The organism is Pokkaliibacter plantistimulans (assembly GCF_003194385.1).
GTDB classification, from domain to species: Bacteria; Pseudomonadota; Gammaproteobacteria; order Pseudomonadales; family Balneatricaceae; genus Pokkaliibacter; species Pokkaliibacter plantistimulans.
In genome coordinates, this window is sequence record NZ_LAPT01000003.1 from 13623 (window position 1) to 35763 (window position 22141).

19 protein-coding genes and 5 tRNA genes are annotated in these 22141 nt (G+C 52.9%); 21 read left to right on the plus strand and 3 right to left on the minus strand.

Features of this window, described 5'->3' with window-relative positions; genetic code table 11:
* Positions 1–6 precede the first annotated feature (6 nt).
* From thiL to ribA, 3 genes are all read left to right on the plus strand, one after another.
* A complete protein-coding gene (gene thiL, locus WH50_RS01125; protein WP_207780126.1) occupies positions 7–975 on the plus strand; it encodes a thiamine-phosphate kinase in 969 nt (322 codons plus the stop codon).
* A gap of 36 nt (positions 976–1011) precedes the next feature.
* Positions 1012–1506: a phosphatidylglycerophosphatase A family protein gene (locus tag WH50_RS01130; protein ID WP_110185668.1), complete on the plus strand. Its 495-nt coding sequence runs from the start codon at positions 1012–1014 to the stop codon at positions 1504–1506.
* A gap of 106 nt (positions 1507–1612) precedes the next feature.
* Positions 1613–2224, plus strand: a complete 612-nt coding sequence (gene ribA, locus WH50_RS01135; RefSeq protein WP_104154394.1) for a GTP cyclohydrolase II — start codon at positions 1613–1615, stop codon at positions 2222–2224.
* Between the two features lie 52 nt (positions 2225–2276).
* Here the strand turns inward: ribA and WH50_RS01140 are convergent, their stop codons facing one another.
* The 3 genes from WH50_RS01140 to WH50_RS01150 are packed head-to-tail and all read right to left on the minus strand — an operon-like array spanning position 2277 to position 5190.
* Positions 2277–4046 (minus strand): 1-deoxy-D-xylulose-5-phosphate synthase, encoded by a 1770-nt coding sequence (locus WH50_RS01140; protein WP_110185669.1) that lies wholly within the window; start codon positions 4044–4046, stop codon positions 2277–2279.
* A gap of 27 nt (positions 4047–4073) precedes the next feature.
* On the minus strand, positions 4074–4955 hold the full coding sequence (gene ispA, locus WH50_RS01145) for a (2E,6E)-farnesyl diphosphate synthase (RefSeq protein WP_110185670.1): 882 nt from the start codon (positions 4953–4955) through the stop codon (positions 4074–4076).
* 1 nt (position 4956) lies between these two features.
* Entirely contained in the window at positions 4957–5190 is a 234-nt protein-coding gene (locus tag WH50_RS01150) for an exodeoxyribonuclease VII small subunit (RefSeq protein WP_104154391.1), read from the minus strand.
* Positions 5191–5367: 177 nt separating this feature from the next.
* On the opposite strand from WH50_RS01150, the gene pomA reads away from it, so the two are divergent.
* From pomA to rpoC, 18 genes are all read left to right on the plus strand, one after another.
* Positions 5368–6126 carry a flagellar motor protein PomA gene (pomA, locus tag WH50_RS01155; protein WP_110185671.1) on the plus strand — a complete coding sequence of 253 codons (759 nt, stop codon included), beginning with the start codon at positions 5368–5370 and terminating at the stop codon, positions 6124–6126.
* Positions 6127–6141: 15 nt separating this feature from the next.
* Complete coding sequence (locus tag WH50_RS01160; RefSeq protein WP_110185672.1) at positions 6142–7110, plus strand: flagellar motor protein MotB; 969 nt, start codon at positions 6142–6144, stop codon at positions 7108–7110.
* Positions 7111–7178: 68 nt separating this feature from the next.
* A complete protein-coding gene (gene birA, locus WH50_RS01165; RefSeq protein WP_110185673.1) occupies positions 7179–8159 on the plus strand; it encodes a bifunctional biotin--[acetyl-CoA-carboxylase] ligase/biotin operon repressor BirA in 981 nt (326 codons plus the stop codon).
* Positions 8140–8889, plus strand: a complete 750-nt coding sequence (locus tag WH50_RS01170; RefSeq protein WP_133251210.1) for a type III pantothenate kinase — start codon at positions 8140–8142, stop codon at positions 8887–8889. Before birA ends, WH50_RS01170 begins: the two co-directional genes overlap by 20 nt.
* Positions 8883–9524: a hypothetical protein gene (locus tag WH50_RS01175; protein ID WP_110185675.1), complete on the plus strand. Its 642-nt coding sequence runs from the start codon at positions 8883–8885 to the stop codon at positions 9522–9524. The genes WH50_RS01170 and WH50_RS01175 overlap by 7 nt, the downstream gene beginning before the upstream one ends.
* A gap of 64 nt (positions 9525–9588) precedes the next feature.
* Positions 9589–9664, plus strand: a tRNA-Thr gene (locus tag WH50_RS01180).
* Positions 9665–9676: 12 nt separating this feature from the next.
* Positions 9677–9760 (plus strand) — tRNA-Tyr (locus WH50_RS01185).
* Between the two features lie 2 nt (positions 9761–9762).
* Positions 9763–9837 (plus strand) — tRNA-Gly (locus WH50_RS01190).
* 4 nt (positions 9838–9841) lie between these two features.
* Positions 9842–9917: transfer RNA gene (locus WH50_RS01195), tRNA-Thr, on the plus strand.
* 105 nt (positions 9918–10022) lie between these two features.
* Positions 10023–10098 (plus strand) — tRNA-Trp (locus WH50_RS01200).
* A 71-nt stretch (positions 10099–10169) separates the two neighbouring features.
* Positions 10170–10538, plus strand: a complete 369-nt coding sequence (gene secE, locus WH50_RS01205) for a preprotein translocase subunit SecE (protein WP_110185676.1) — start codon at positions 10170–10172, stop codon at positions 10536–10538.
* A gap of 9 nt (positions 10539–10547) precedes the next feature.
* Positions 10548–11081 carry a transcription termination/antitermination protein NusG gene (nusG, locus tag WH50_RS01210; RefSeq protein WP_104154380.1) on the plus strand — a complete coding sequence of 178 codons (534 nt, stop codon included), beginning with the start codon at positions 10548–10550 and terminating at the stop codon, positions 11079–11081.
* A 99-nt stretch (positions 11082–11180) separates the two neighbouring features.
* A complete protein-coding gene (rplK, locus tag WH50_RS01215; RefSeq protein ID WP_104154378.1) occupies positions 11181–11612 on the plus strand; it encodes a 50S ribosomal protein L11 in 432 nt (143 codons plus the stop codon).
* Positions 11613–12308, plus strand: a complete 696-nt coding sequence (rplA, locus tag WH50_RS01220) for a 50S ribosomal protein L1 (RefSeq protein ID WP_110185677.1) — start codon at positions 11613–11615, stop codon at positions 12306–12308.
* A 184-nt stretch (positions 12309–12492) separates the two neighbouring features.
* Entirely contained in the window at positions 12493–12993 is a 501-nt protein-coding gene (gene rplJ / locus WH50_RS01225) for a 50S ribosomal protein L10 (RefSeq protein ID WP_110185678.1), read from the plus strand.
* Between the two features lie 82 nt (positions 12994–13075).
* A complete protein-coding gene (gene rplL, locus WH50_RS01230) occupies positions 13076–13447 on the plus strand; it encodes a 50S ribosomal protein L7/L12 (protein WP_110185679.1) in 372 nt (123 codons plus the stop codon).
* A 210-nt stretch (positions 13448–13657) separates the two neighbouring features.
* A complete protein-coding gene (gene rpoB, locus WH50_RS01235) occupies positions 13658–17776 on the plus strand; it encodes a DNA-directed RNA polymerase subunit beta (RefSeq protein ID WP_110185680.1) in 4119 nt (1372 codons plus the stop codon).
* A gap of 77 nt (positions 17777–17853) precedes the next feature.
* Entirely contained in the window at positions 17854–22098 is a 4245-nt protein-coding gene (gene rpoC / locus WH50_RS01240) for a DNA-directed RNA polymerase subunit beta' (RefSeq protein ID WP_110185681.1), read from the plus strand.
* Positions 22099–22141 lie beyond the last annotated feature (43 nt).

Sequence of the window (22141 nt, forward strand, 5' to 3'; positions counted from 1 at the left end):
GCTTTCATGGCGCTCTCCGAGTTCGATCTCATTCATCGCTTCTTCCAGAGCGAGTCATTGCAGTGTGGGCAGGGCGTCATCCTCGGTATCGGTGATGACTGCGCCCTGCTGAATTTGCGCCCCGGTGAACAGCTGGCGGTATCGATGGATACCATGGTCAGCGGGGTGCATTTTCCCGTTGATGCTGCTGCTGAGGACATCGGCTATCGGTTACTGGCGGCTAATCTGAGTGATCTGGCTGCGATGGGGGCGGAGCCTGTCTGGTTTACGCTCGCGTTGACGATACCGAGCGTCAATGAAAGCTGGCTTGAGGGCTTCTCGCGTGGTCTGGCGCAGCTGGCGGGGGAGTTTCATCTTTCTCTGGTGGGTGGAGATACCACACGCGGGCCTCTTACGCTGACGGTACAAGTGCATGGCCGGATTCCGGTCGGTCAGGCACTGCGTCGTGATGGTGCCTATGCTGGGGATCATATCTATGTCAGCGGCAGTCTGGGTGACTCTGCTGCCGGATTGGCTCTGGCACTTAATCCCCCTTCCTTGTTATCTGCTACTGATAGTTATCTGCTCGAGCGCTTCTATCGTCCCACGCCACGGGTGGAAATGGGGCGGTTGTTGCGTCCCTATGCGTCAGCAGTGATTGATATATCCGATGGTTTGCTGGGTGACCTGCAACATATTCTGCAACGCAGTCACATGGGCGCTGAGCTGGAACTTCAGCATGTGCCGCTCTCGGAGCCGCTGCTGGCGACAATGCCAAGGCAGGATGCGTTGCTGAAGGCGCTGACCGGCGGTGAAGACTTTGAGCTGTGCTTCACGGTTAATCCGGCCGATGAGGCTAACATGCTGCGAGAACTGCAACGCCTGCAGGTGCCACTCACTCGTATTGGCACCATTACTCATCGTACCGGATTGCGCATGGCTCTGGATGGCGAAGAATTTTCTTTGCCAGCACATCTGGGATTTCAGCATTTCTAACCCCATCTTTCCAACGCACCCGTATACGACGACATTATGGCCAAGCATTACCCCCCGTTACCGATCAGTATCTGGCGTCATCCTGCGCACATTCTGGCATTTGGTTTTGGCAGCGGACTGTCACCCAAAGCTCCGGGTACAGTAGGGACGCTGGCGGCTGTCCCTTTTGTCTGGCTGGCGATGCAGTACTCGCTGATGCCTTACCTGATCATTCTGCTGGTGGCGTCGCTGGTTGGTATCTATGTGTGTGACAAAACCGCCCGAGACCTCAGGGTGCATGATCACCCCGGTATTGTCTGGGACGAATTTGTTGGCTATGGCATTACCCTGATTGCGGCACCAGATACCAGTTATGCCTTGCTGCTGGCCTTTTTCTGGTTTCGCCTGTTCGATATTGCCAAGCCCTGGCCCATTCGCGTGCTGGATGCCAAGGTACATGGTGGCTGGGGCATCATGCTGGATGACATTGTTGCCGGGATGTTTGCCTGGGTGGCAGTGCAACTGAGCTATTTGCTCTGGCAGTTATTTTGAGTGAAGACATTACAGGCCGCGTTTGCATGGTCGGCGAAGACGTGATGGCCAGACAATCCTGCAGCAGGACTGGCAAGCGCAACTGAGTTCAAGAGGAAATAAAGCAGTGACGATACGTTATGTCGCTTCATCCCGGTTACCTACGCCATGGGCGGTGTTTACTATGCATGGCTTTGCAGAGGAGCAGACGGGCAAGGAGCATGTGGTGCTGACGTTAGGCGCTGTGGGTGATGGTGAGCCTGTGCTGGGGCGTATCCATTCTGAGTGTCTGACCGGGGATGCCTTGTTCAGTCTGCGTTGTGACTGTGGTTTCCAGCTGGAGGCCGCTTTACAGGCTATCGCTGAAGAAGGGCGCGGAGCATTGCTCTATGTGCGTCAGGAAGGCAGAGGTATTGGTCTGCTGAATAAGATTCGTGCCTATAATCTGCAAGACCAGGGTGCGGATACGGTCGAGGCGAACGAGCGACTGGGCTTTGCGGCGGACATGCGCGATTACAGTATCTGTATTCCGATGCTTGAGCATCTCAATATCAAGTCACTACGCCTGATGACCAACAATCCGCGCAAGGTGAAGGCTATGCAGGGCTTCGGCATCAATATCGCGGAGCGTGTACCTTTGCAGGTTGGACGTAATGTACACAATGCCCACTATCTGGCGACCAAGGCAGGTAAGCTGGGACATATGTTTGAAGTACCGCTGCAGCACCATCAGGACTGATAGCTTTAACCGCCATCAAAGCCGCCATGCTCTATGGCGGCTGTTTGCCGGATTACTCTGAGATCGCCAGTAGTGCTTCCAGTCGTCGCTTGAGGCTGATTCGGTCCAGACTGCACCACTGTCGCTGCTGTTCGGCGGAGCCATGAGGAATATAGCGATCTTCTATGCCTAGATGAGTAATCCGTCCCATATAACCCTTGTTTAGCAGATGCTCAGCAACGGCCGATCCAGCACCTCCAGCGATGGCATGCTCTTCAATTGTCACAATCTGTTCGTGAGTTTGCATCCAGCGCTCCAGTAGCTCTGCGTCCAATGGCTTAACAAAGCGCATATCTGCCAGGCTGCAATTCAGTTCCAGCGCTGCCTCTTTGATGTCATGCAGTATCGGGCCAAAGGCCAGCACAGCAATTCGTTGACCGTGATAAAGGGTCCTGGCCTTACCCAGGGGGAGTTGCGGCAGGCTGTGGTCGGGCAGATTGCCTGGACCATGTCCGCGTGGATAGCGCACTGCCGCGGGTCCGGGGTAGTGATAAGCAGTGGTCAGAGCTGCGCGGGTCTCTGCTTCGTCAGACGGGCAGAGCAGCAGCATATTGGGAATGCAGCGTAAAAAGCTGATGTCGTAGACGCCCGCATGCGTTGGGCCGTCTTCACCGACCAGACCAGCACGATCAATGGCAAATAATACGTCCAGATTCTGGATGGCAACGTCATGGATTAGCTGGTCATACGCCCGTTGCAGGAAGGTGGAGTAGATGGCGACGACCGGTTTGGCTGAGGCGCAGGCCATGCCGGCAGCCAGTGTCACAGCATGCTGTTCGGCGATGCCGACATCGAAGTAGCGCTCAGGAAATTGTTGTGAAAAGGCGATCAGGTCGGAGCCTTCGCGCATGGCCGGGGTAATGGCGAGTAGTCGCTGATCCTGTGCTGCCATGGTGCAAATCCAGTCACTGAATATGCGGCTGTATTTCGGCCCCTTGGCGTCTGTCGTGCTTGCAGGCTCCAGCTTAGCGATGGCATGGAAGCCGACGGGGTCTGCTTCTGCCGGTGTAAATCCCTTCCCTTTACGAGTCAGAACATGGATGAGATGCAGGCCTGGTTGGTGAATGATGTTATCGAGCTGCTGGGGGAGGTGCGTCAGGTCATGGCCGTCAAGGGGGCCGTGGTAGCTGAAGCCCAGTGCAGTGAACAATTCTCCTGCATGGCTGGAGTCCAGGTAAGTGGCCAGACTGCCAACATTAGGTGAGATCGACATATCGTTGTCGTTGAGGATGACCGTCAGGTCCACGCCAGTCTGGGCTGCGTGATTGATGGCCTCGAACGCCATACCAGCAGTAAAGGCACCATCGCCGATGACGCAGACAACCCGGGGGGGGATCTCTTCAGGTCGCACAGTCTGACGGCCAAAGGCAATGGCCATACCTAATCCGGCACTAATGGATGTACTCGAGTGGCCAACACCGAACGCATCATAAGGGCTTTCATCCCGGCTGGGAAAAGGCGCTGGTCCTTCAGCCTGACGGATCTGAACGAGCGCATCACGGCGCCCACTGAGGACCTTGTGCGGATAGGCCTGGTGGCCCACGTCCCAGATCAGTTGGTCGTGAGGCAGGTTCAATACGTGGTGCAGGGCAATGGTCAGCTCGATCACACCCAAGCCCGCACCGAAATGGCCGCCACTTTGACTGACGCTCCACAGCAGATAGCGACGTAGCTGATCTGCCAGCAGTGGCAGGTCGCTGGCGGGCAACTGACGAACCGCGGCGGGCTGATCAATCTGATCCAGCAGCGGAGTGGAAGGGCGTTGCCGCGGAAGTTCGGTCATGCTGTAACTCTGATGTGTCGTCGTCGCTCAGTGATTGCGGCGAACAATGTAATAGGCAAGCTCGCGCAGCAGTGCAGCGTGGTCACCCAGTGGGGCCAGGCTGGTAATGGCCGTGTCGATCAACTTTGCTGCGTACTCTTTGGCATGCTCAAGGCCAAGTAGCGCAGGATAGGTCGATTTGTTGTGCTGCAGGTCTGAGCCCTGAGGTTTGCCCAGCGTGGCGGTGTCGCCTTCAATATCCAGAATGTCATCCTGAACCTGAAATGCCAGCCCAATACAGCGGGCATACTCCTGCAGACCTGTGCGTATTGCTTCTGTCGGCTGGCTAACCAGAGCAGGGCCTTCTACTGCGGCAAGCAACAAGGCACCGGTCTTATGACGATGCAAGCGTTCAAGTTGAGGCAGCGTGATCTGCTGGCCTGTGGCCGCCATATCCATCATCTGGCCTGCGACCATACCATGCATACCTGCTGCCCGGCTGAGGCAGCGTATAAGTTGCAGGCGTACGGCGGCAGGTAGGGCGTCTTCGTCGCTGATCAGCTGAAATGCCAGAGTATTGAGGGCGTCGCCTGCAAGAATGGCAGTGGCCTCTCCATAAGCTATATGGCAGGTTGGCTTGCCGCGCCGCAGGTCGTCATCATCCATGGCTGGCAGGTCGTCATGAATCAGGGAGTAGGCGTGGATGCACTCGATGGCAGCCGCATAGGCGTCAAGCAGCTTTGTGTCGACTTGTAATGCCTGCGAGGTGGCGTAGCACAATATGGGACGGATGCGTTTACCGCCGTTGAACAGACTGTATCGCATTGCCTGTGTGAGCAGTTCAGCGCCTGCATAGTCCGCAATATAACGCTCCAGTGCTTCGTCAACCTGCTGCTGCCAGTGTAGCGAAGCTGTTTGCAGTTGGTGCATGTCAGATGTCGTCCTGAAAGGGGGGCTTGCTGACTTGACCATTTTGTTCAAGAACCAGATGTACCCGTTGCTCCGCATCACTGAGTGTCTGCTGGCACTCTCTGGCCAGAGCAATTCCCTGCTCAAAGGCGCTTAGTGACGCCTCCAGGCTGAGGTCTCCCTGCTCCAGCTGCTGCACCAGCGTTTCCAGCTCCTGCAGTGCCTGCTCAAACTCGACTTTCTTTTTGCGTGCCAACCTTAGTCTCCCTTGGCATCTGCCTGAATCACAGGCAAGCTATGACCGCGTGCCATTTTAACGACAATGTGCCCTATAATAACAGGCGTGTGTGCCATGCCTAAGGTATTGCCAAACAACTGTTAAGCCGCAAGGGATCGATCGTACTAATCACGTGGATGAAGTGAAGGGGATGCCGTGGACATAGCAACGCTGGTCGGACTGGTGGGGGCGATGGGTCTTATTGTCGCTGCCATGGTAATGGGGGGAAGTCTCGGCGTCTTTATAGATGTGCCATCTATCCTGATTGTATTTGGCGGAGCTACTTTGGTGGCGCTGATCAAATTTACTCTGGGGCAATTTCTTGGTGCCGGTAAAACCGCTGCCAAAGCCTTCATGTTCAAGTCGGTCGATCCGAACGTTCTCATTCAGGAAATTGTTGAGGTAGCGGATGCTGCTCGCAAGGGAGGTCTGTTGTCGCTGGAAGACAAGCAGGTATCCAGCCCTTTCATGCAGCGGGGCATGCAGCTGCTTGTTGATGGGCATGATCCTGAGGTGGTCAGAACGTTACTCAATAAAGAATTACGCCTGTCCAAAGGGCGGCACGAAAGCAGTATCAAGATATTTGAAGCATTGGGTGATGTCGCGCCAGCCATGGGGATGATCGGTACCCTCATCGGTCTGGTACAGATGCTGGCCAATATGAGTGATCCCAAGGCCATCGGACCTGCCATGGCTGTTGCCCTGCTGACAACGTTGTACGGCGCCTTGCTGGCAAGCGTGATATGCCTTCCTATTGCTGACAAACTGAAAAATCGCAATGAAGAAGAGGCTGAGTGCGGCGCCATTGTGGTCGATGGCTTGCTGGCTATTCAGGCAGGTCAGAACCCCCGGGTTATCGAACAGATGTTGAAGAACTATCTGCCAGAGTCGAAACGCGGCACAGCGGAAGCGTGATAGGGTGGGGCACCCATGAGCGATGATGTAGAAGAGTGTAAATGTAAGCCTGGCTTGCCTGCCTGGTTGGCGACCTTTGCCGACCTGATGTCCCTGATGATGTGCTTCTTTGTGTTGTTGCTGTCCTTCTCTGAAATGGATGTGCTGAAGTACAAGCAGATTGCTGGTTCCATGCGCGCTGCGTTTGGGGTGCAGAATCAACTACAGGTGAAAGATATCCCCAAGGGTACCAGTATCATTGCTCAGGAGTTCAGTCCAGGGCGTCCAGAACCCACACCGCTCAATGAGGTGCGCCAGTTTACTACGGACCAGACTCGCAGCACGCTTGATGTGCAATGTGCTCCCGGTCGGGTGGTGAATCCACCGGAAGAGCAGAATGAAGAAAATAAGCCGCAGGCTTCTGCACAGCAGGACAGCCAGCAGCAATCCCAGGAAGACAGGGAGGCACAGCAGCAGACGGAGGAGACGGCAATCAATGTCGCCTCAGCACTGAATGCGGAAATAGCCAAAGGCTCTATAGAGGTTGAGACTCAGGAGCAAAAAATCATTATTCGCGTTAAGGAGCAGGGTTCGTTTGAATCAGGGTCGGCAGCAATGAACTATGCTTTTGTGCCTATCATGGCCAAAATCCGCGATGTGCTGCTCGGCGTGCGTGGACGTATCTCGATTGAAGGGCATACCGATAATGTGCCCATCCATACTGCGCAGTTTCAGTCCAACTGGGCTCTGTCCACTGCTCGTGCCTTGTCAGTTGCAGAAGAGTTGTTCGCCGATGGGCGGCTGGATCAGCGTCGGTTTAGTGTGGTCGGGTATGCGGACACCCATCCGTTAGCTCCCAATAATACATCTGCCAATAGAGCTGCCAATCGTCGGGTGGAGATAGTCATACATCAAGGTAAAGATCTGCAAAGTGATGAACCGTTGGTTACGCCACCTCCGACTACCAATGAGGCTGTGCCTCTGGCTCCTCAGGAGATTTTCTAACAGTAACGGTGATGCAGGTGTCGCGTGGATGCCTGCTATGCCAGTCTGTGCTTTGTCGAGGTTTGGTAATGGATTTGAAGCAAGTGCTCGATACGCTGGCGGATGGCCAGTGGCATTCCGGAGCAGAGCTGGGTGAGGCGCTGGGTGTAAGTCGGGCGGCAGTGTGGAAGCAGCTACAGAAGTTTGAGGCTCTTGGGCTTGTTTTACATGCGGTAAAAGGGCGGGGTTATCGTCTGGTACGGCCGCTTGAACTGATCGATATGGCTTGGCTGGAGTTGGAGCTTGCGAGTAGTGCCGTGACTCGTGATTTGCTTACTTTACATTATTTCCTGAGTCTGGATTCAAGTAACAAGACCGCTTTGGAGTTAACGCGGCGCGAGAGTGGTCACGGTCATCTGATTATTGCTGAGCATCAGGTAGCGGGACGCGGGCGCCGCGGGCGAGCCTGGGTCAGCCCTTTTGGAGAAAATATCTATTTTTCCCTTATCTGGTCGTTCCAGTCAGGTCTCGCCGCACTGGAAGGTCTGAGCCTGGCTGTCGGGCTGGCACTGGCGCGGACGCTCAGCAAGGCCGGAGTCAGCGGTGTGGGGCTAAAGTGGCCGAACGATGTGTTGATTGAGCACAAAAAAGTCGCTGGTATCTTGCTGGAACTCAGCGGCGAGGCTGGCGGTGTTTGTCAGGTGGTCATTGGTGTGGGCGTGAATGTGGAGATGCAGGATCAGATGGGGCAGATCACGCAACCCTGGTGCAGTTTGCGGCCATACTTACCCGAAGGTTATGGGCGTAATCGCCTGCTGGCTGATCTGCTGCAGGAGCTGGTGGCCGTGCTGCAGGTGTTTCAGCGTGAGGGCTTTGTAGCCGTTAAGCAGGAGTGGATGTCGTTTAGCGTTCATCAGGGTCTGGCGGTGCGCTTGCAGGCGGGCGAGCAGTGTACTGAAGGGGTGATGGTGGGGCTGACTGATACAGGCGGTCTGCGCGTTGCCACTGAGCAGGGGGAAGAAGTATTTCATGGTGGTGAGGTGAGTGTTCGTGCGCTTTCCACAAGCTGAAGTAGATGTTGGTAATACACGAATTAAGTGGCGTGTTCGCTATGCGATGGATCGGCTGGGACCGGTCATGTATCGATCCAGTGCCGATTCTGCGGTGGTAATGGGGGAGTTGCAGGTTGATGGTGTGCGCGCCCTGGCGTTGTCATCGGTGGGTGCGCCTGCTGCCGTGCAGCAGTGGCAGCAATATGCACAGGAATGCCAGTGGTCACTCTATTTGGCAGCCTCTGAGTCAAGTGCAGCAGGGGTTGTAAACGCCTATCGCGAGCCGGGACGTCTGGGAGTGGATCGCTGGCTGGCTATGATTGCGGCGCACAATGCGTACCCCTCTGATTGTCTGTGTGTTTTCAATGCTGGTAGTGCGCTCACGGTCGACTTTGTTGCGACAAATGGTCGGCATCTGGGTGGCTACATCGTGCAAGGTTGGGCCATGTTGCAGCGGGCCTTGCTGGGTAATACCCAGCGCATTCATGTGCGAGCAGAAATGATGAGCGATACCTTGCCAGGAGATGATACGGATAGCTGTGTGGGACATGGTCGCCTGCTTATGTGGCAAGGTTTTATAAGGCAAATGATTGTGCAGGCTGAGAGCTATTCGGCGGTGCCGCGCTTTGTGGTTGCAGGTGGCGATGCTGATAAGGTGCTACCCGTGCTGCAGGGTCGGTTGTGCATGCATTGCCCTGACCTGGTACTCGATGGTCTCGCGATTATGGCGAGGTCGGCAGAATGTTGAGACATGTGTGGCTGCTGCTGATTGTTATTAATCTGGCAGTGGGTTGGTGGGGGTGGCAGCGTGAGCAGGAGGAAAAGGCGGGTCTGGGTCTGATGCTACCTGTTTTGGCTGATCAGAGATTGCTAATGGGGCATGAAATGGCTGCGAGTTTGTTGCAGCTGCGGGCTGAGGAAGCGCAGAAGGCATGTCTTGGTGTCATGCTGGACAGCGAAGCATTAGCGAAGACTTGGTCAGGATGGCTGGAATCCAAGGGGGTTGCTGTCACTATAGTTCGTTATGCGGAAGCTGCGTCCCCAGATTATTGGGTATACCTGGAAACGCGGGATGTGACTCAGCGCCAGTCGTGGTTGGAGAAACTATTTGCTGAGGGGATCGATGCCTATGTTATCGATGCAGGGCAGCTTAAAGGGTTTATCTCCATAGGGCGATTTACGCGTAGATCAGCAGCGGACTACGTTCAGGCTACTGTCAGTGCGCTTGGATTAAAGCCGCTGATCTATTCTATTGATCATGCAAGCGAGCAATGGGTGCTACGTGTTGATAGCACCTATGCTGATACATGGGCAGAGATAATTGCTGGGTTGCCGGCCAAAGATCAGCAGCAAATGCAGTTAAGTAAAATTCTTTGTAATTAGGGTATTGCAAGTATCTGATTCCTTGAGTAATATTCGCACCCGCTACGCAAGTGGTGGTGACTAAGCCGGTATAGCTCAGTAGGTAGAGCAACTGACTTGTAATCAGTAGGTCCCGGGTTCGATTCCTGGTGCCGGCACCATTATCTAAGCGCGGTGGGGTTCCCGAGTGGCCAAAGGGATCAGACTGTAAATCTGACGCGTGAGCTTCGGTGGTTCGAATCCACCCCCCACCACCAGCGCGGGCATCGTATAATGGCTATTACCTCAGCCTTCCAAGCTGATGATGCGGGTTCGATTCCCGCTGCCCGCTCCAGTATGCTCATGTAGCTCAGTTGGTAGAGCACACCCTTGGTAAGGGTGAGGTCGGCAGTTCGAGTCTGCTCATGAGCTCCATTGTTTGACGGCGTAACTCAAAAGGTTGGCGTTTGGTGTGGGAAAGTTCTTGCATCGAGTGGTTGAGATATATACCATACGCGTCCGGCTAAAATGAGTGGTGACAGGGCAGTAGTTCCAACGGCAGAACGTCGGTCTCCAAAACCGAATGTTGGGGGTTCGAATCCCTCCTGCCCTGCCAATACTCCGGTCGAATCTCTCCTGCCGAAATGGCACACCCTGTAACAAAAGCACTTGAATAGAGGCGCCTGGATGAGTGGGAAGGCAGAAGTTCAGGAATCCAAGCTGGATGGTCTGAAGTGGGTGGTGGTTGCTGCCCTGGTGGCTGTCGGTGTGGTTGGTAATGCAATGTATTCTGAACAATCCCTGTTGTACAGGGTAGTTGCGTTGCTTGTTCTGGCTGCTGTTGCGGCTTTTGTTGCTCTGCAAACTGCAAGGGGGAAGTCTTTCTTTGCGTTACTGAAAGAGGCTAAGACAGAGGTTCGTAAGGTTGTATGGCCAACTCGCCAGGAAACAACTCAGACCACTTTGATTGTTGTTGCAGTGGTTCTGCTGATGTCTTTGTTGTTATGGGCATTGGATTCATTGCTCAGTTTCTTGGTCTCTTTGGTCATCGGTTAAGGAGGTGGCATGGCTAAGCGTTGGTATGTAGTTCATGCGTACTCTGGATACGAGAAAAACGTGATGCGCACGTTGAAAGATCGTATCAAGCTGAATGACATGGAAGAGCATTTTGGCGATATCTTAGTTCCTACTGAGGAAGTTGTAGAGATTCGCAATGGTGTGAAGCGCAAAAGTGAGCGCAAATTCTATCCTGGCTATGTATTGGTTCAGATGGATATGAATGAGGCTGCTTGGCACTTGGTTAAGGAAACGCCTCGTGTAATGGGCTTTATTGGTGGTACTGCAGACAAGCCTGCCCCCATCAGTGATAAAGAGGCGGCTGCCATTCTGCAACGTGTGGAATCTGTGGTAGATAAGCCCAAGCCCAAGACTGTATTTGAGCCTGGTGAAGCAGTGCGTGTTATTGATGGTCCGTTTGCTGACTTCAGCGGTGTCGTTGAAGAAGTGAACTACGAGAAAAACCGGCTTCATGTGGCTGTTTTGATTTTTGGACGCTCTACTCCTGTAGAGCTGGAGTTCGGTCAGGTCGAGAAGGCTTGATTGGATTGTGCTAGTAAGCGTTTGCCTCGATTATATCGGGGCTTTTGCTTACCTGTTAAACGGGGAGCCTTCGGGCGCTATTACCCATTGGAGTGAAACATGGCAAAGAAAATTACAGCTTATATCAAGCTGCAGGTTAAGGCTGGTCAAGCTAACCCCAGCCCACCCGTTGGTCCAGCTCTGGGTCAGCACGGTGTTAACATTATGGAATTCTGTAAGGCGTTCAATGCCAGGACTCAAGGTCTTGAGCTGGGTCTGCCTACGCCTGTAGTGATTACCGTTTATGCTGATCGTAGCTTCACCTTCATTACTAAGACTCCTCCTGCTTCAATTCTGTTGAAGAAGGCTGCAGGTCTGAAGAGTGGTTCACCGCGTCCCAATACTCAGAAAGTGGGTAAAGTGAACCGTGCTCAGCTTGAAGAAATTGCCAAGGCAAAAATGCCCGACCTGACTGCAGGCGACATGGATGCTGCTGTGCGTACTATCGCCGGTAGTGCTCGTTCTATGGGCCTGGAAGTGGAGGGCGTATAAATGGCAAAGCTGACTAAGCGTGCAAAACTGATCGCTGAGAAAGTTCAGCCTGGCAAACTGTACAGCGTTGAAGATGCTGTAACTCTGCTGGCAGATCTGTCAAAAGTAAAGTTCACTGAGTCCATTGATGTGGCTGTGAACTTGGGTGTTGATCCACGTAAATCTGATCAGGTTGTTCGTGGTTCCACTGTTCTGCCTAACGGTACTGGTAAAACTGTACGCGTAGCAGTGTTCGCTCAGGGTGCCAACGCTGAAGCTGCTAAGGCTGCAGGCGCTGACGTTGTAGGTTTTGATGATCTGGCTGATGCAGTTAAAGCTGGCAACCTGGACTTCGACGTTGTCATTGCTACTCCAGATGCAATGCGTGTAGTTGGTCAGTTGGGGCAGATTCTTGGTCCTCGTGGCCTGATGCCTAACCCAAAAGTGGGTACTGTTACTCCTGATGTTGCTACCGCGGTTAAAAATGCCAAGGCTGGTCAGGTTCGTTACCGTACTGACAAAAACGGTATCATTCACTGCGGTCTGGGTAAGCTGGGCTTTGAGGCGGGTGCTATCAAGGAAAACCTGGAAGCGCTGGTTGGTGATCTGAAGAAAGCCAAGCCTTCTACTTCCAAAGGTGTTTACCTGAAGAAGGTAACCCTGTCTACCACTATGGGACCTGGTCTGGTAGTGGATTTGAGCAGCCTGAACGTATAATTCATGTTGCGATCGAACTTTGGGGTCCCTGGATATGTACTGGGGGCCGTCAAAGACCGCAGGTGAGCCTTGGCTCTTAATGTTGCCTGCGCAGATGGTGTCCCGGCTCAACCTTGTTGAGTCTGACCACCAAAAGTGCCCCTGATTTCAGGGGTGTGGTATGGAAATATCCAGGAGAAAGCCCGTGGCTTTGAAACTTGAAGACAAGAAGGCCATTGTCGCTGAAGTCAGCGAGGTGGCTAAAGGCGCGCTTTCTGCCGTGGTTGCTGATGCCCGTGGTGTGACTGTAGAGCACATGACTGGTCTGCGTAAGCAAGCGCGTGAGAATGGAGTTTACGTTCGTGTTGTACGTAACACTCTGGCTCGTCGCGCAATGGAAGGTACCCAATTTGAATGCCTGAACGAGGTTTTCAAGGGGCCAACCCTTATTGCTTTCTCAAATGAGCATCCAGGCGCTGGCGCTCGTCTGTTCAAAGAGTTCGCGAAAGGTAATGACAAGTTTGAGGTGAAGGGTCTGGCTTACGAAGGTAAGTTCATGACTGCAGCTCAGATTGACATCCTGGCAACTCTGCCAACCTACGACGAAGCTGTTGCACAGCTGATGAGCGTAATCCAAGGCGCAACCAGCAAGCTGGCACGCACTTTGGCTGCGATTCGCGACCAGAAAGAAGGCCAAGTCGCTTAATCCTTGTAGGGATAAGTTGCTTAAAGTATCGATTAATCATTTCTGTTTGGCAGAAATGTTATACGTTTAGGAAAGATTCAAAATGTCCGCTATTTCTAAAGAAGATATCATCAACGCAGTTGCCGAAATGTCTGTAATGGACGTTGTAGAACTGATCAAGATGATGGAAGAGAAGTTCGGTGTTACCGCTGCTGCTGCTGTAGCTGCTGGTCCTGCTGCTGCTGCTGAAGCGGTAGAAGAGAAAACCGAATTCGACGTGATCCTGGCTTCTGCTGGCGATAAGAAAGTTAACGTTATCAAAGTGGTACGTGCTGCTACCGGTCTGGGCCTGAAAGAAGCCAAAGACATGGTTGATGGTGCTCCTTCTACTCTGAAAGAAGGCATCAGCAAAGACGAAGCTGAAAAGCTGAAGAAAGAGCTGGAAGAAGCTGGCGCCACTGTAGAGATCAAGTAATTTTATTCTTATGGCATTTTCTATTGCCTGACGATACTATTACTAGTTGGGGCTGGTGGCCATCGCCACCGGCCTTTTCTCGCTTAAAATGCAGCCCATGTGGAGCGGCTATCCAAGCTCATTTTCTCAGACAGTCAGTCCGGCCAGAAAAAAGAGATGGCGGTGGCTGTTATTGTCTTTTGAGTCAGGTGCACAAGCTGGGGAACGCTGATGGCTTACTCGTATACTGAAAGAAAACGTATCCGTAAGGATTTCGGGAAACTGCCCCCCGTGATGGATGTGCCATATTTATTGGCAATCCAAATAGATTCATATCGGAAGTTCCTGCAAACCGGTGTGGCACTGGCTCATCGCAAGGACATTGGTCTCCACGCTGCGTTTAAGTCTGTCTTCCCGATACAGTCCTATTCTGGCAACGCGTCGCTGGAATATGTCAGTTATCGCTTAGGTGAACCGGTATTTGACGTCAAAGAATGCCAATTGCGTGGTTTAACCTTCGCTGCGCCGCTGCGGGTGAAAGTCCGTCTGGTGATCTTTGATAAAGAGTCACCGAATAAAGCGGTCAAAGATATCAAAGAGCAAGAAGTCTACATGGGTGAAATCCCATTGATGACTGATAACGGTACCTTCGTTGTCAACGGTACTGAGCGTGTGATTGTGTCGCAATTGCACCGTTCTCCTGGTGTGTTCTTCGATCATGATCGTGGTAAAACTCATTCATCAGGTAAATTGCTTTATTCCGCCCGTATTATTCCCTACCGTGGCTCATGGCTGGACTTCGAATATGATCCCAAAGATTGTGTCTTTGTTCGTATCGATCGTCGTCGAAAACTGCCTGCTACGATTCTGCTGCGTGCTCTGGGCTACTCTTCAGAAGAAATTCTGGAGATGTTCTTTGATACCACAACCTTCCGTTTGAGCGCTGATGGCGTGACGATGGAGCTGGTGGCTTCTCGCCTGCGTGGTGAGACACTGAGCTTTGATGTTAAAGATGCGTCAGGTAACGTCATTGTAGAGCAGGGGCGTCGTATTACTGCTCGTCATATTCGTCAGCTGGAAAAAACCGGGTTGGACGAATTGGAAGTGCCCATCGAATATCTGCTGGGCAAGATTTCTGCACGCGATATTTTTGATCCGAGTACCGGTGAGCTGATTGCTGAATGCAACAGTGAAATTACACTGGAACTGCTGGAAAAAATGCTCAATGCTGGCATTGACCGTATTGATGCGTTGTATACCAATGATATCGACTGCGGTCCGTTCATTTCAGATACCTTGGCTATCGATCCGACCCGCAACCAGCTGGAAGCGTTGGTCGAAATCTATCGTATGATGCGCCCTGGTGAACCGCCTACCCGTGAGGCTGCCGAGACGCTGTTCAATAACTTGTTCTTCGCTCCTGAACGCTACGACTTCTCTGCTGTAGGTCGTATGAAGTTCAACCGTCGTATCAATCGTCTGGATGAGAGCGGTCAGGCGATCGAAACTGGTCCTGGTATCCTCAGTAACGAAGACATCACTGATGTTCTGACAACGTTGATCGATATCCGCAACGGTAAGGGCGTGGTGGATGACATCGATCATCTGGGTAACCGCCGTATTCGCTCTGTTGGCGAGATGGCCGAGAACCAGTTCCGTGTTGGTCTGGTACGTGTTGAACGTGCAGTTCGTGAACGTTTGGCATTGGCCGAGTCCGATGGTCTGATGCCTCAGGATCTGATCAATGCCAAGCCTGTTGCGGCAGCGATTAAGGAATTCTTTGGCTCAAGTCAGCTGTCCCAGTTTATGGACCAGAACAACCCTCTGTCTGAAGTGACGCACAAGCGTCGTGTTTCAGCACTGGGCCCAGGCGGTCTGACTCGTGAGCGTGCGGGCTTTGAGGTTCGTGACGTACATCCGACCCACTATGGTCGTGTATGTCCTATCGAAACGCCTGAAGGTCCGAACATCGGTCTTATCAACTCACTGGCAACCTACGCCCGTACTAACCGTTATGGTTTCCTTGAGAGCCCGTACCGTAAAGTTGTTGATGGCACAGTAACTGAAGAAATCGCCTATCTGTCAGCGATTGAAGAGAGCCAATACGTTATTGCTCAGGCTTCTGCCAAGGTGAACGATGAGGGTGCTCTGGTTGATGAGTTGGTTCAGGTTCGTCATCTCAACGAATTTACTGTTATGCCGCCTGAGCGCGTCGACTACATGGATGTATCACCACGTCAGGTTGTGTCTGTCGCAGCATCATTGATTCCTTTCCTTGAGCACGACGATGCGAACCGTGCCTTGATGGGTTCCAACATGCAGCGTCAGGCTGTACCCACTCTGCGTGCAGACAAGCCGCTGGTTGGTACTGGTATGGAGCGTTACGTCGCGCGTGATTCCGGCGTATGTATCGTTGCCAGACGCGGTGGTGTGATTGAGCGTGTCGATGCCAAGCGTATCGTTGTGCGTGTCAATGAGGATGAGATCATTCCTGGTGAAGCAGGGGTGGACATCTATACGCTGACCAAGTATGTGCGCTCTAACCAGAACACCTGCATCAACCAACGTCCTATCGTTAACGAAGGTGATGTCGTTGAGCGTAAGGATATTCTGGCTGATGGCCCGTCGGTCGATTTGGGTGAACTGGCACTGGGCCAGAACATGCGCATCGCCTTCATGCCTTGGAACGGATACAACTACGAGGACTCCATCCTCATTTCCGAGCGAGTGGTGCAGGAAGACCGTTTTACCACTATCCACATTCAGGAACTGACCTGTGTGGCCCGTGATACCAAGCTTGGCCCGGAAGAAATTACTTCCGACATCCCCAATGTGGGTGAGTCTGCATTGGCCAAGCTGGATGACTCGGGTGTGGTTTACATCGGTGCTGAAGTTGGTCCTGGTGACATTCTGGTTGGTAAGGTGACGCCCAAAGGCGAAACTCAGCTGACTCCAGAAGAGAAGCTGCTGCGTGCCATCTTTGGCGAGAAAGCGTCTGACGTTAAAGACACTTCTCTGCGCGTGAAAACTGGTACCTATGGGAAAGTCATCGACGTCCAGGTGTTCACCCGTGATGGTGTGCAGAAGGATCAGCGTGCTCTGGAAATCGAGCAGATGCAGCTTGACGAGATCCGTAAGGATCTGAATGAAGAATTCCGTATCGTTGAGCGCGCAACCTTCGAGCGTCTGGCTCAGGCTCTGTCTGGCAAGACGGCTGATGGTGGTCCAGGGCTGATTAAAGGTCAGACTATCAGTGATGACTATCTGGCTTCATTGCCTCATGGCGACTGGTTCAAGATTCGTGTAGCTGACGAAGAGTCCATCGAACTGTTGGAAAAAGCCCAGCAGTATCTGAAAGAGTTCCGTCAGAAGCAGGAAGATAAGTTTGAAGACAAGAAGAAGAAACTGCAGCAAGGTGATGACCTGGCTCCAGGTGTTCTGAAAATTGTCAAAGTGTATGTTGCCACCAAGCGTCGTGTTCAGCCCGGTGATAAGATGGCCGGTCGTCACGGTAACAAAGGGGTTATCTCCATCATCATGCCGGTGGAAGATATGCCCTATGATGCCGAAGGTAATCCCGTTGACATCGTGTTGAACCCCTTGGGTGTTCCTTCTCGTATGAACGTTGGTCAGGTATTGGAGACCCATTTGGGCGCTGCTGCTCGTGGTTTAGGTCACAAGATCAATGGCATGCTGGAAGCTGAACGTGAGCGTGCAGAGAAGGTAGCTGAACTGCGTTCTTTCTTGCAGGAAGTCTACAACGCTCCGATAGGTAATCTGGTTTCTGCCAGTCAGGAAGATCTGAACTCTCTGAGTGACGATGAAATTCTTGAGCTGTCTGCCAACCTGCGCAAAGGTGTGCCAATGGCAACGCCTGTGTTCGATGGTGCCAAAGAGGCTGAAATCAAGCACATGCTGCGTTTGGCTGGCATCGATGACAGTGGTCAGATCAATCTGTTTGACGGTCGTACCGGCGAGCGTTTTGATCGTCCGGTTACCGTCGGCTACATGTACATGTTGAAGCTAAACCACCTGGTTGATGACAAGATGCACGCTCGTTCCACTGGTTCTTACAGTCTGGTTACCCAGCAACCGCTGGGTGGTAAGGCGCAGTTCGGTGGTCAGCGTTTCGGTGAGATGGAAGTGTGGGCTCTGGAAGCATACGGTGCTGCCTACACCCTTCAGGAAATGCTCACTGTTAAATCCGACGACGTGAATGGTCGTACCAAGATGTACAAAAACATCGTGGACGGTGACCACCGTATGGAGGCCGGCATGCCGGAGTCCTTCAACGTGTTGGTCAAGGAGATTCGCTCGTTGGGTATCGATATCGAGCTCGAGACCGAGTGATTTTCCTGACCAGGTGACAGGATTAGCGGGGAGCCTAACAAGGCTCCCCACGACGAAGTTCCCCAGGGGTACGGCCAATGAAAGATTTGCTGAATCTGTTAAAGAATCAGGCCCAACACCAAGAATTTGACTCTATCCGGATTGGCCTGGCTTCTCCGGATATGATTCGTTCCTGGTCGTTCGGTGAGGTAAAAAAGCCGGAGACCATCAACTATCGTACGTTCAAGCCTGAACGTGATGGTCTCTTCTGCGCCAAAATTTTTGGTCCTATCAAGGACTATGAGTGCTTGTGCGGTAAGTACAAGCGCCTCAAGCATCGTGGCGTGATCTGTGAAAAATGCGGTGTTGAAGTTGCTCTGGCCAAAGTTCGCCGTGAGCGTATGGGCCATATCGAGCTGGCTTCTCCTACTGCGCACATCTGGTTCCTGAAGTCCCTGCCAAGCCGTATCGGCTTGCTACTGGACATGACTTTGCGTGATATCGAACGTGTGCTGTACTTCGAGTCCTTTGTGGTTATCGATCCCGGTATGACTGATCTTGAGAAAGGCCAGCTGCTGAGCGATGAAGAATACTACGAGATGCTCGAAGAGCATGGCGATGAGTTTGATGCCAAGATGGGCGCCGAAGCTATTCAGGGCTTATTGCGTGATCTGGATCTTGAGCTGGAAATTCAGCAACTGCGTGAAGAAATTCCGCAGACCAACTCTGAGACCAAGATCAAGAAATTGTCCAAGCGTTTGAAGCTAATGGAGGCATTTGTTGCTTCCGGCAACAAGCCTGAATGGATGATTCTGACCGTACTGCCAGTTCTGCCGCCTGATTTGCGTCCATTGGTACCGCTGGACGGTGGCCGGTTCGCTACTTCGGACCTGAATGACCTGTATCGCCGTGTGATCAACCGAAACAACCGTCTGAAGCGTCTGCTTGAGCTGGCTGCGCCCGATATTATCGTGCGTAACGAGAAGCGTATGCTGCAGGAGTCAGTTGATGCGCTGCTGGATAATGGTCGCCGTGGTCGTGCCATTACGGGTTCGAACAAGCGTCCGCTGAAATCTCTGGCTGACATGATCAAGGGTAAACAGGGTCGTTTCCGTCAGAACCTGCTGGGTAAGCGTGTCGATTATTCCGGTCGTTCTGTTATCACTGTGGGCCCGACCCTGCGTCTGCATCAGTGCGGTCTGCCGAAGAAAATGGCACTGGAGCTGTTCAAGCCTTTTATCTTCCAGAAGCTGGAAGCTCGTGGGCTGGCAACAACCATCAAAGCTGCCAAGAAAATGGTAGAGCGCGAAGAAGGCTTCGTCTGGGATATCCTTGAGGAAGTCATCCGCGAACATCCTGTACTGCTTAACCGTGCACCTACGTTGCACCGTTTGGGTATCCAGGCATTTGAGCCAGTTCTTATCGAAGGCAAGGCTATTCAGTTGCACCCTCTGGTCTGTGCGGCCTATAACGCTGACTTCGACGGTGACCAGATGGCCGTTCACGTACCGCTGACACTGGAAGCCCAGCTGGAAGCGCGTGCGTTGATGATGTCAACCAATAACGTGCTGTCGCCTGCCAACGGTGAGCCTATCATCGTTCCTTCTCAGGACGTGGTATTGGGTCTGTATTACATGACTCGTGAGCGTGTAAACGCCCGTGGCGAAGGTCGCATCTTTGCTGACCTTAAAGAAGTGCACAAGGCTTACAACACGTTTGCTGAAGATGGAGCGCGCGCCGTACATCTCCAGGCCAAGATCAAAGTCCGTATCCACGAAGTCATTCGTGATATTCACGGAGGTGTGGAAGAGCGTACACGTATCGCTGATACCACTGTTGGCCGTGCGCTGCTGTTCGATATCGTGCCCAAGGGCTTGCCATTTGATCTGATTAACCAGGCGATGAAGAAGAAATCGATCTCTCGCCTGCTGAACGAGTCATATCGTCGTGTTGGTCTGAAAGATACCGTTATCTTTGCTGACCAGCTGATGTATATGGGCTTCAGCTTTGCTGCACGCTCAGGTTCTTCGGTCGGTGTTAACGATTTCGTTATTCCTGATGCCAAGGTCGCGATCATTGATCGTGCTGAGGGTGAGGTCAAGGAAATCGAACAGCAGTTCCGCGATGGTCTGGTAACGGCTGGTGAGAAGTACAACAAGGTTATCGACTTGTGGTCGAAGGCTAACGATGAAATTGCCAAAGCGATGATGGCTACTCTCGGTCGTGAGAAAGTGCTTGATCGCGACGGTAACGAAGTAGATCAGGAGTCCTTTAACTCCGTATACATGATGGCCGACTCCGGTGCACGTGGTTCTGCAGCACAGATGCGTCAGCTGGGTGGTATGCGTGGTCTGATGGCCAAACCTGATGGCTCCATCATCGAGACACCTATTACCGCGAACTTCCGTGAAGGCTTGAGTGTACTGCAGTACTTCATCTCTACTCACGGTGCTCGTAAAGGTCTGGCCGATACCGCGTTGAAAACAGCCAACTCCGGTTACCTGACTCGTCGTCTGGTAGACGTGGCACAGGATCTGGTCGTAGTCGAAGACGACTGCGGAACAGAAGAAGGCCTGATCATGACCCCGGTTATCGAGGGTGGTGATATTGTTGTGCCTCTGGGTGCACGCGTGCTGGGTCGAGTGGTTGCTCATGACGTACTGGATCCTGCCAGTCAGGATGTGCTGATCAGTCGTGGTACGCTGATCGATGAGGCTTGGGTTGAGCGTCTGGAGAAAGACGAGAACCTGTCTTCTGTCGACGAGATCATCGTTCGTACACCTATCAGTTGCGATACCCGCTATGGTATCTGTGCTAAGTGCTATGGTCGTGACCTTGGCCGCGGTCATCTGGTGAATGCCGGTGAGTCTGTCGGTGTCATCGCGGCTCAGTCCATCGGTGAGCCCGGTACTCAGCTGACCATGCGTACGTTCCACATCGGTGGTGCGGCATCGCGAGCGGCAGCAGTCGACAACATCCAGGTCAAGAATGGTGGTGAGATCCGCCTGCACAACATGAAGTCGGTAAAACGTGACGACGGCGTATTGGTTGTTGTTTCTCGTTCTTCCGAGTTGGGTGTTACGGATGAGCATGGCCGTGAGCGTGAACGCTATAAACTTCCTTATGGTGCACTGGTAAAAGTGGCTGATGGTCAGCGTGTTGAGCCAGGTGATGTGGTTGCCAACTGGGACCCGCACACTCACCCGATCATTGCCGAGGTCGCTGGTCAGATCGAGTTCGTGGGTCTGGACGATGGTATTACTGTCAAGCGTCAGACCGACGAACTGACCGGTCTTTCCAGTGTCGAAGTGTTGGAACCTAAAGACCGTCCAGCAGCAGGTAAGGACATTCGTCCTATGATTCGACTGGTGGATGCAGGTGGTAACGAGCTGACGCTGTCTTCCGGAGCGCCAGCGCAATACTTGCTGCCGGCCAAGGCGGTGTTGAACATCAACAATGGTTCCACCATCAAAGCGGGTGAGGTTGTCGCGCGTATTCCTCAGGAGTCGTCCGGTAACAAGGACATCACCGGTGGTCTGCCGCGTGTTGCTGACCTGTTTGAAGCACGTCGACCCAAAGAGCCTGCCATTCTGGCGGAAGTATCTGGCGTGGTGACCTTCGGTAAAGAAACCAAAGGTAAGAAGCGCTTGGTGATTACTCCGGCTGAAAGTGAGCCTTTCGAGTTGTTGATTCCAAAATGGCGTCAACTGAACGTATTCGAAGGTGAGCACGTTGAGCGCGGTGAGGTCATCGCTGATGGTCCGTCCAATCCTCACGACATCCTGCGTATTCTGGGTGTTGGTGAGCTGGCGAAATACATCGTCAATGAAATTCAGGACGTTTACCGACTGCAAGGCGTTGTGATCAACGACAAGCACATCGAAGTTATCGTCCGTCAGATGCTGCGTAAGGTAGATATCACTGATGCAGGTGATACCAATCTGATCAAAGGTGATCAGGTCGAGTACACCCAGATGCTGGAAGCCAATGAAAAGGCCGCCACTGAAGGGCGATTCCCTGCCAAGTACGAGCGTGTACTGCTGGGTATCACCAAGGCGTCCCTGGCTACCGAATCGTTCATCTCTGCAGCCTCCTTCCAGGAGACTACACGAGTACTGACCGAAGCAGCTGTCACCGGTAAGAGTGATCATCTGCGTGGTCTGAAGGAAAACGTGGTAGTAGGTCGTTTGATTCCTGCCGGTACTGGTCTGGCCTATCACAATGAGCGCAAGCGTAAGCGTGCTAAAGCTCAGATGGCTCCAGCGGCCAGCCAGGGCCCAACCGCAGAAGAAATTAGTCAGGCTCTGAGCGAAGCGCTGAAACAGCACCAGCTTGAGTCCTGAGCCAGAAAAAGTTGAAGGTCAGGGTGCGCCCTTTATTGTGCGT

Coding starts and splice junctions, on each gene's coding strand:
- rpoC (WP_110185681.1), top strand. CDS start 17,854: ATGAAAGATTTGCTGAATCTGTTAAAGAATCAGGCCCAACACCAAGAA.
- rpoB (WP_110185680.1), top strand. CDS start 13,658: ATGGCTTACTCGTATACTGAAAGAAAACGTATCCGTAAGGATTTCGGG.
- rplK (WP_104154378.1), top strand. CDS start 11,181: ATGGCAAAGAAAATTACAGCTTATATCAAGCTGCAGGTTAAGGCTGGT.
- rplA (WP_110185677.1), top strand. CDS start 11,613: ATGGCAAAGCTGACTAAGCGTGCAAAACTGATCGCTGAGAAAGTTCAG.
- WH50_RS01140 (WP_110185669.1), bottom strand. CDS start 4,046: ATGACCGAACTTCCGCGGCAACGCCCTTCCACTCCGCTGCTGGATCAG.
- secE (WP_110185676.1), top strand. CDS start 10,170: ATGAGTGGGAAGGCAGAAGTTCAGGAATCCAAGCTGGATGGTCTGAAG.
- WH50_RS01130 (WP_110185668.1), top strand. CDS start 1,012: ATGGCCAAGCATTACCCCCCGTTACCGATCAGTATCTGGCGTCATCCT.
- WH50_RS01160 (WP_110185672.1), top strand. CDS start 6,142: ATGAGCGATGATGTAGAAGAGTGTAAATGTAAGCCTGGCTTGCCTGCC.
- birA (WP_110185673.1), top strand. CDS start 7,179: ATGGATTTGAAGCAAGTGCTCGATACGCTGGCGGATGGCCAGTGGCAT.
- thiL (WP_207780126.1), top strand. CDS start 7: ATGGCGCTCTCCGAGTTCGATCTCATTCATCGCTTCTTCCAGAGCGAG.
- ispA (WP_110185670.1), bottom strand. CDS start 4,955: ATGCACCAACTGCAAACAGCTTCGCTACACTGGCAGCAGCAGGTTGAC.
- rplL (WP_110185679.1), top strand. CDS start 13,076: ATGTCCGCTATTTCTAAAGAAGATATCATCAACGCAGTTGCCGAAATG.
- WH50_RS01175 (WP_110185675.1), top strand. CDS start 8,883: ATGTTGAGACATGTGTGGCTGCTGCTGATTGTTATTAATCTGGCAGTG.
- nusG (WP_104154380.1), top strand. CDS start 10,548: ATGGCTAAGCGTTGGTATGTAGTTCATGCGTACTCTGGATACGAGAAA.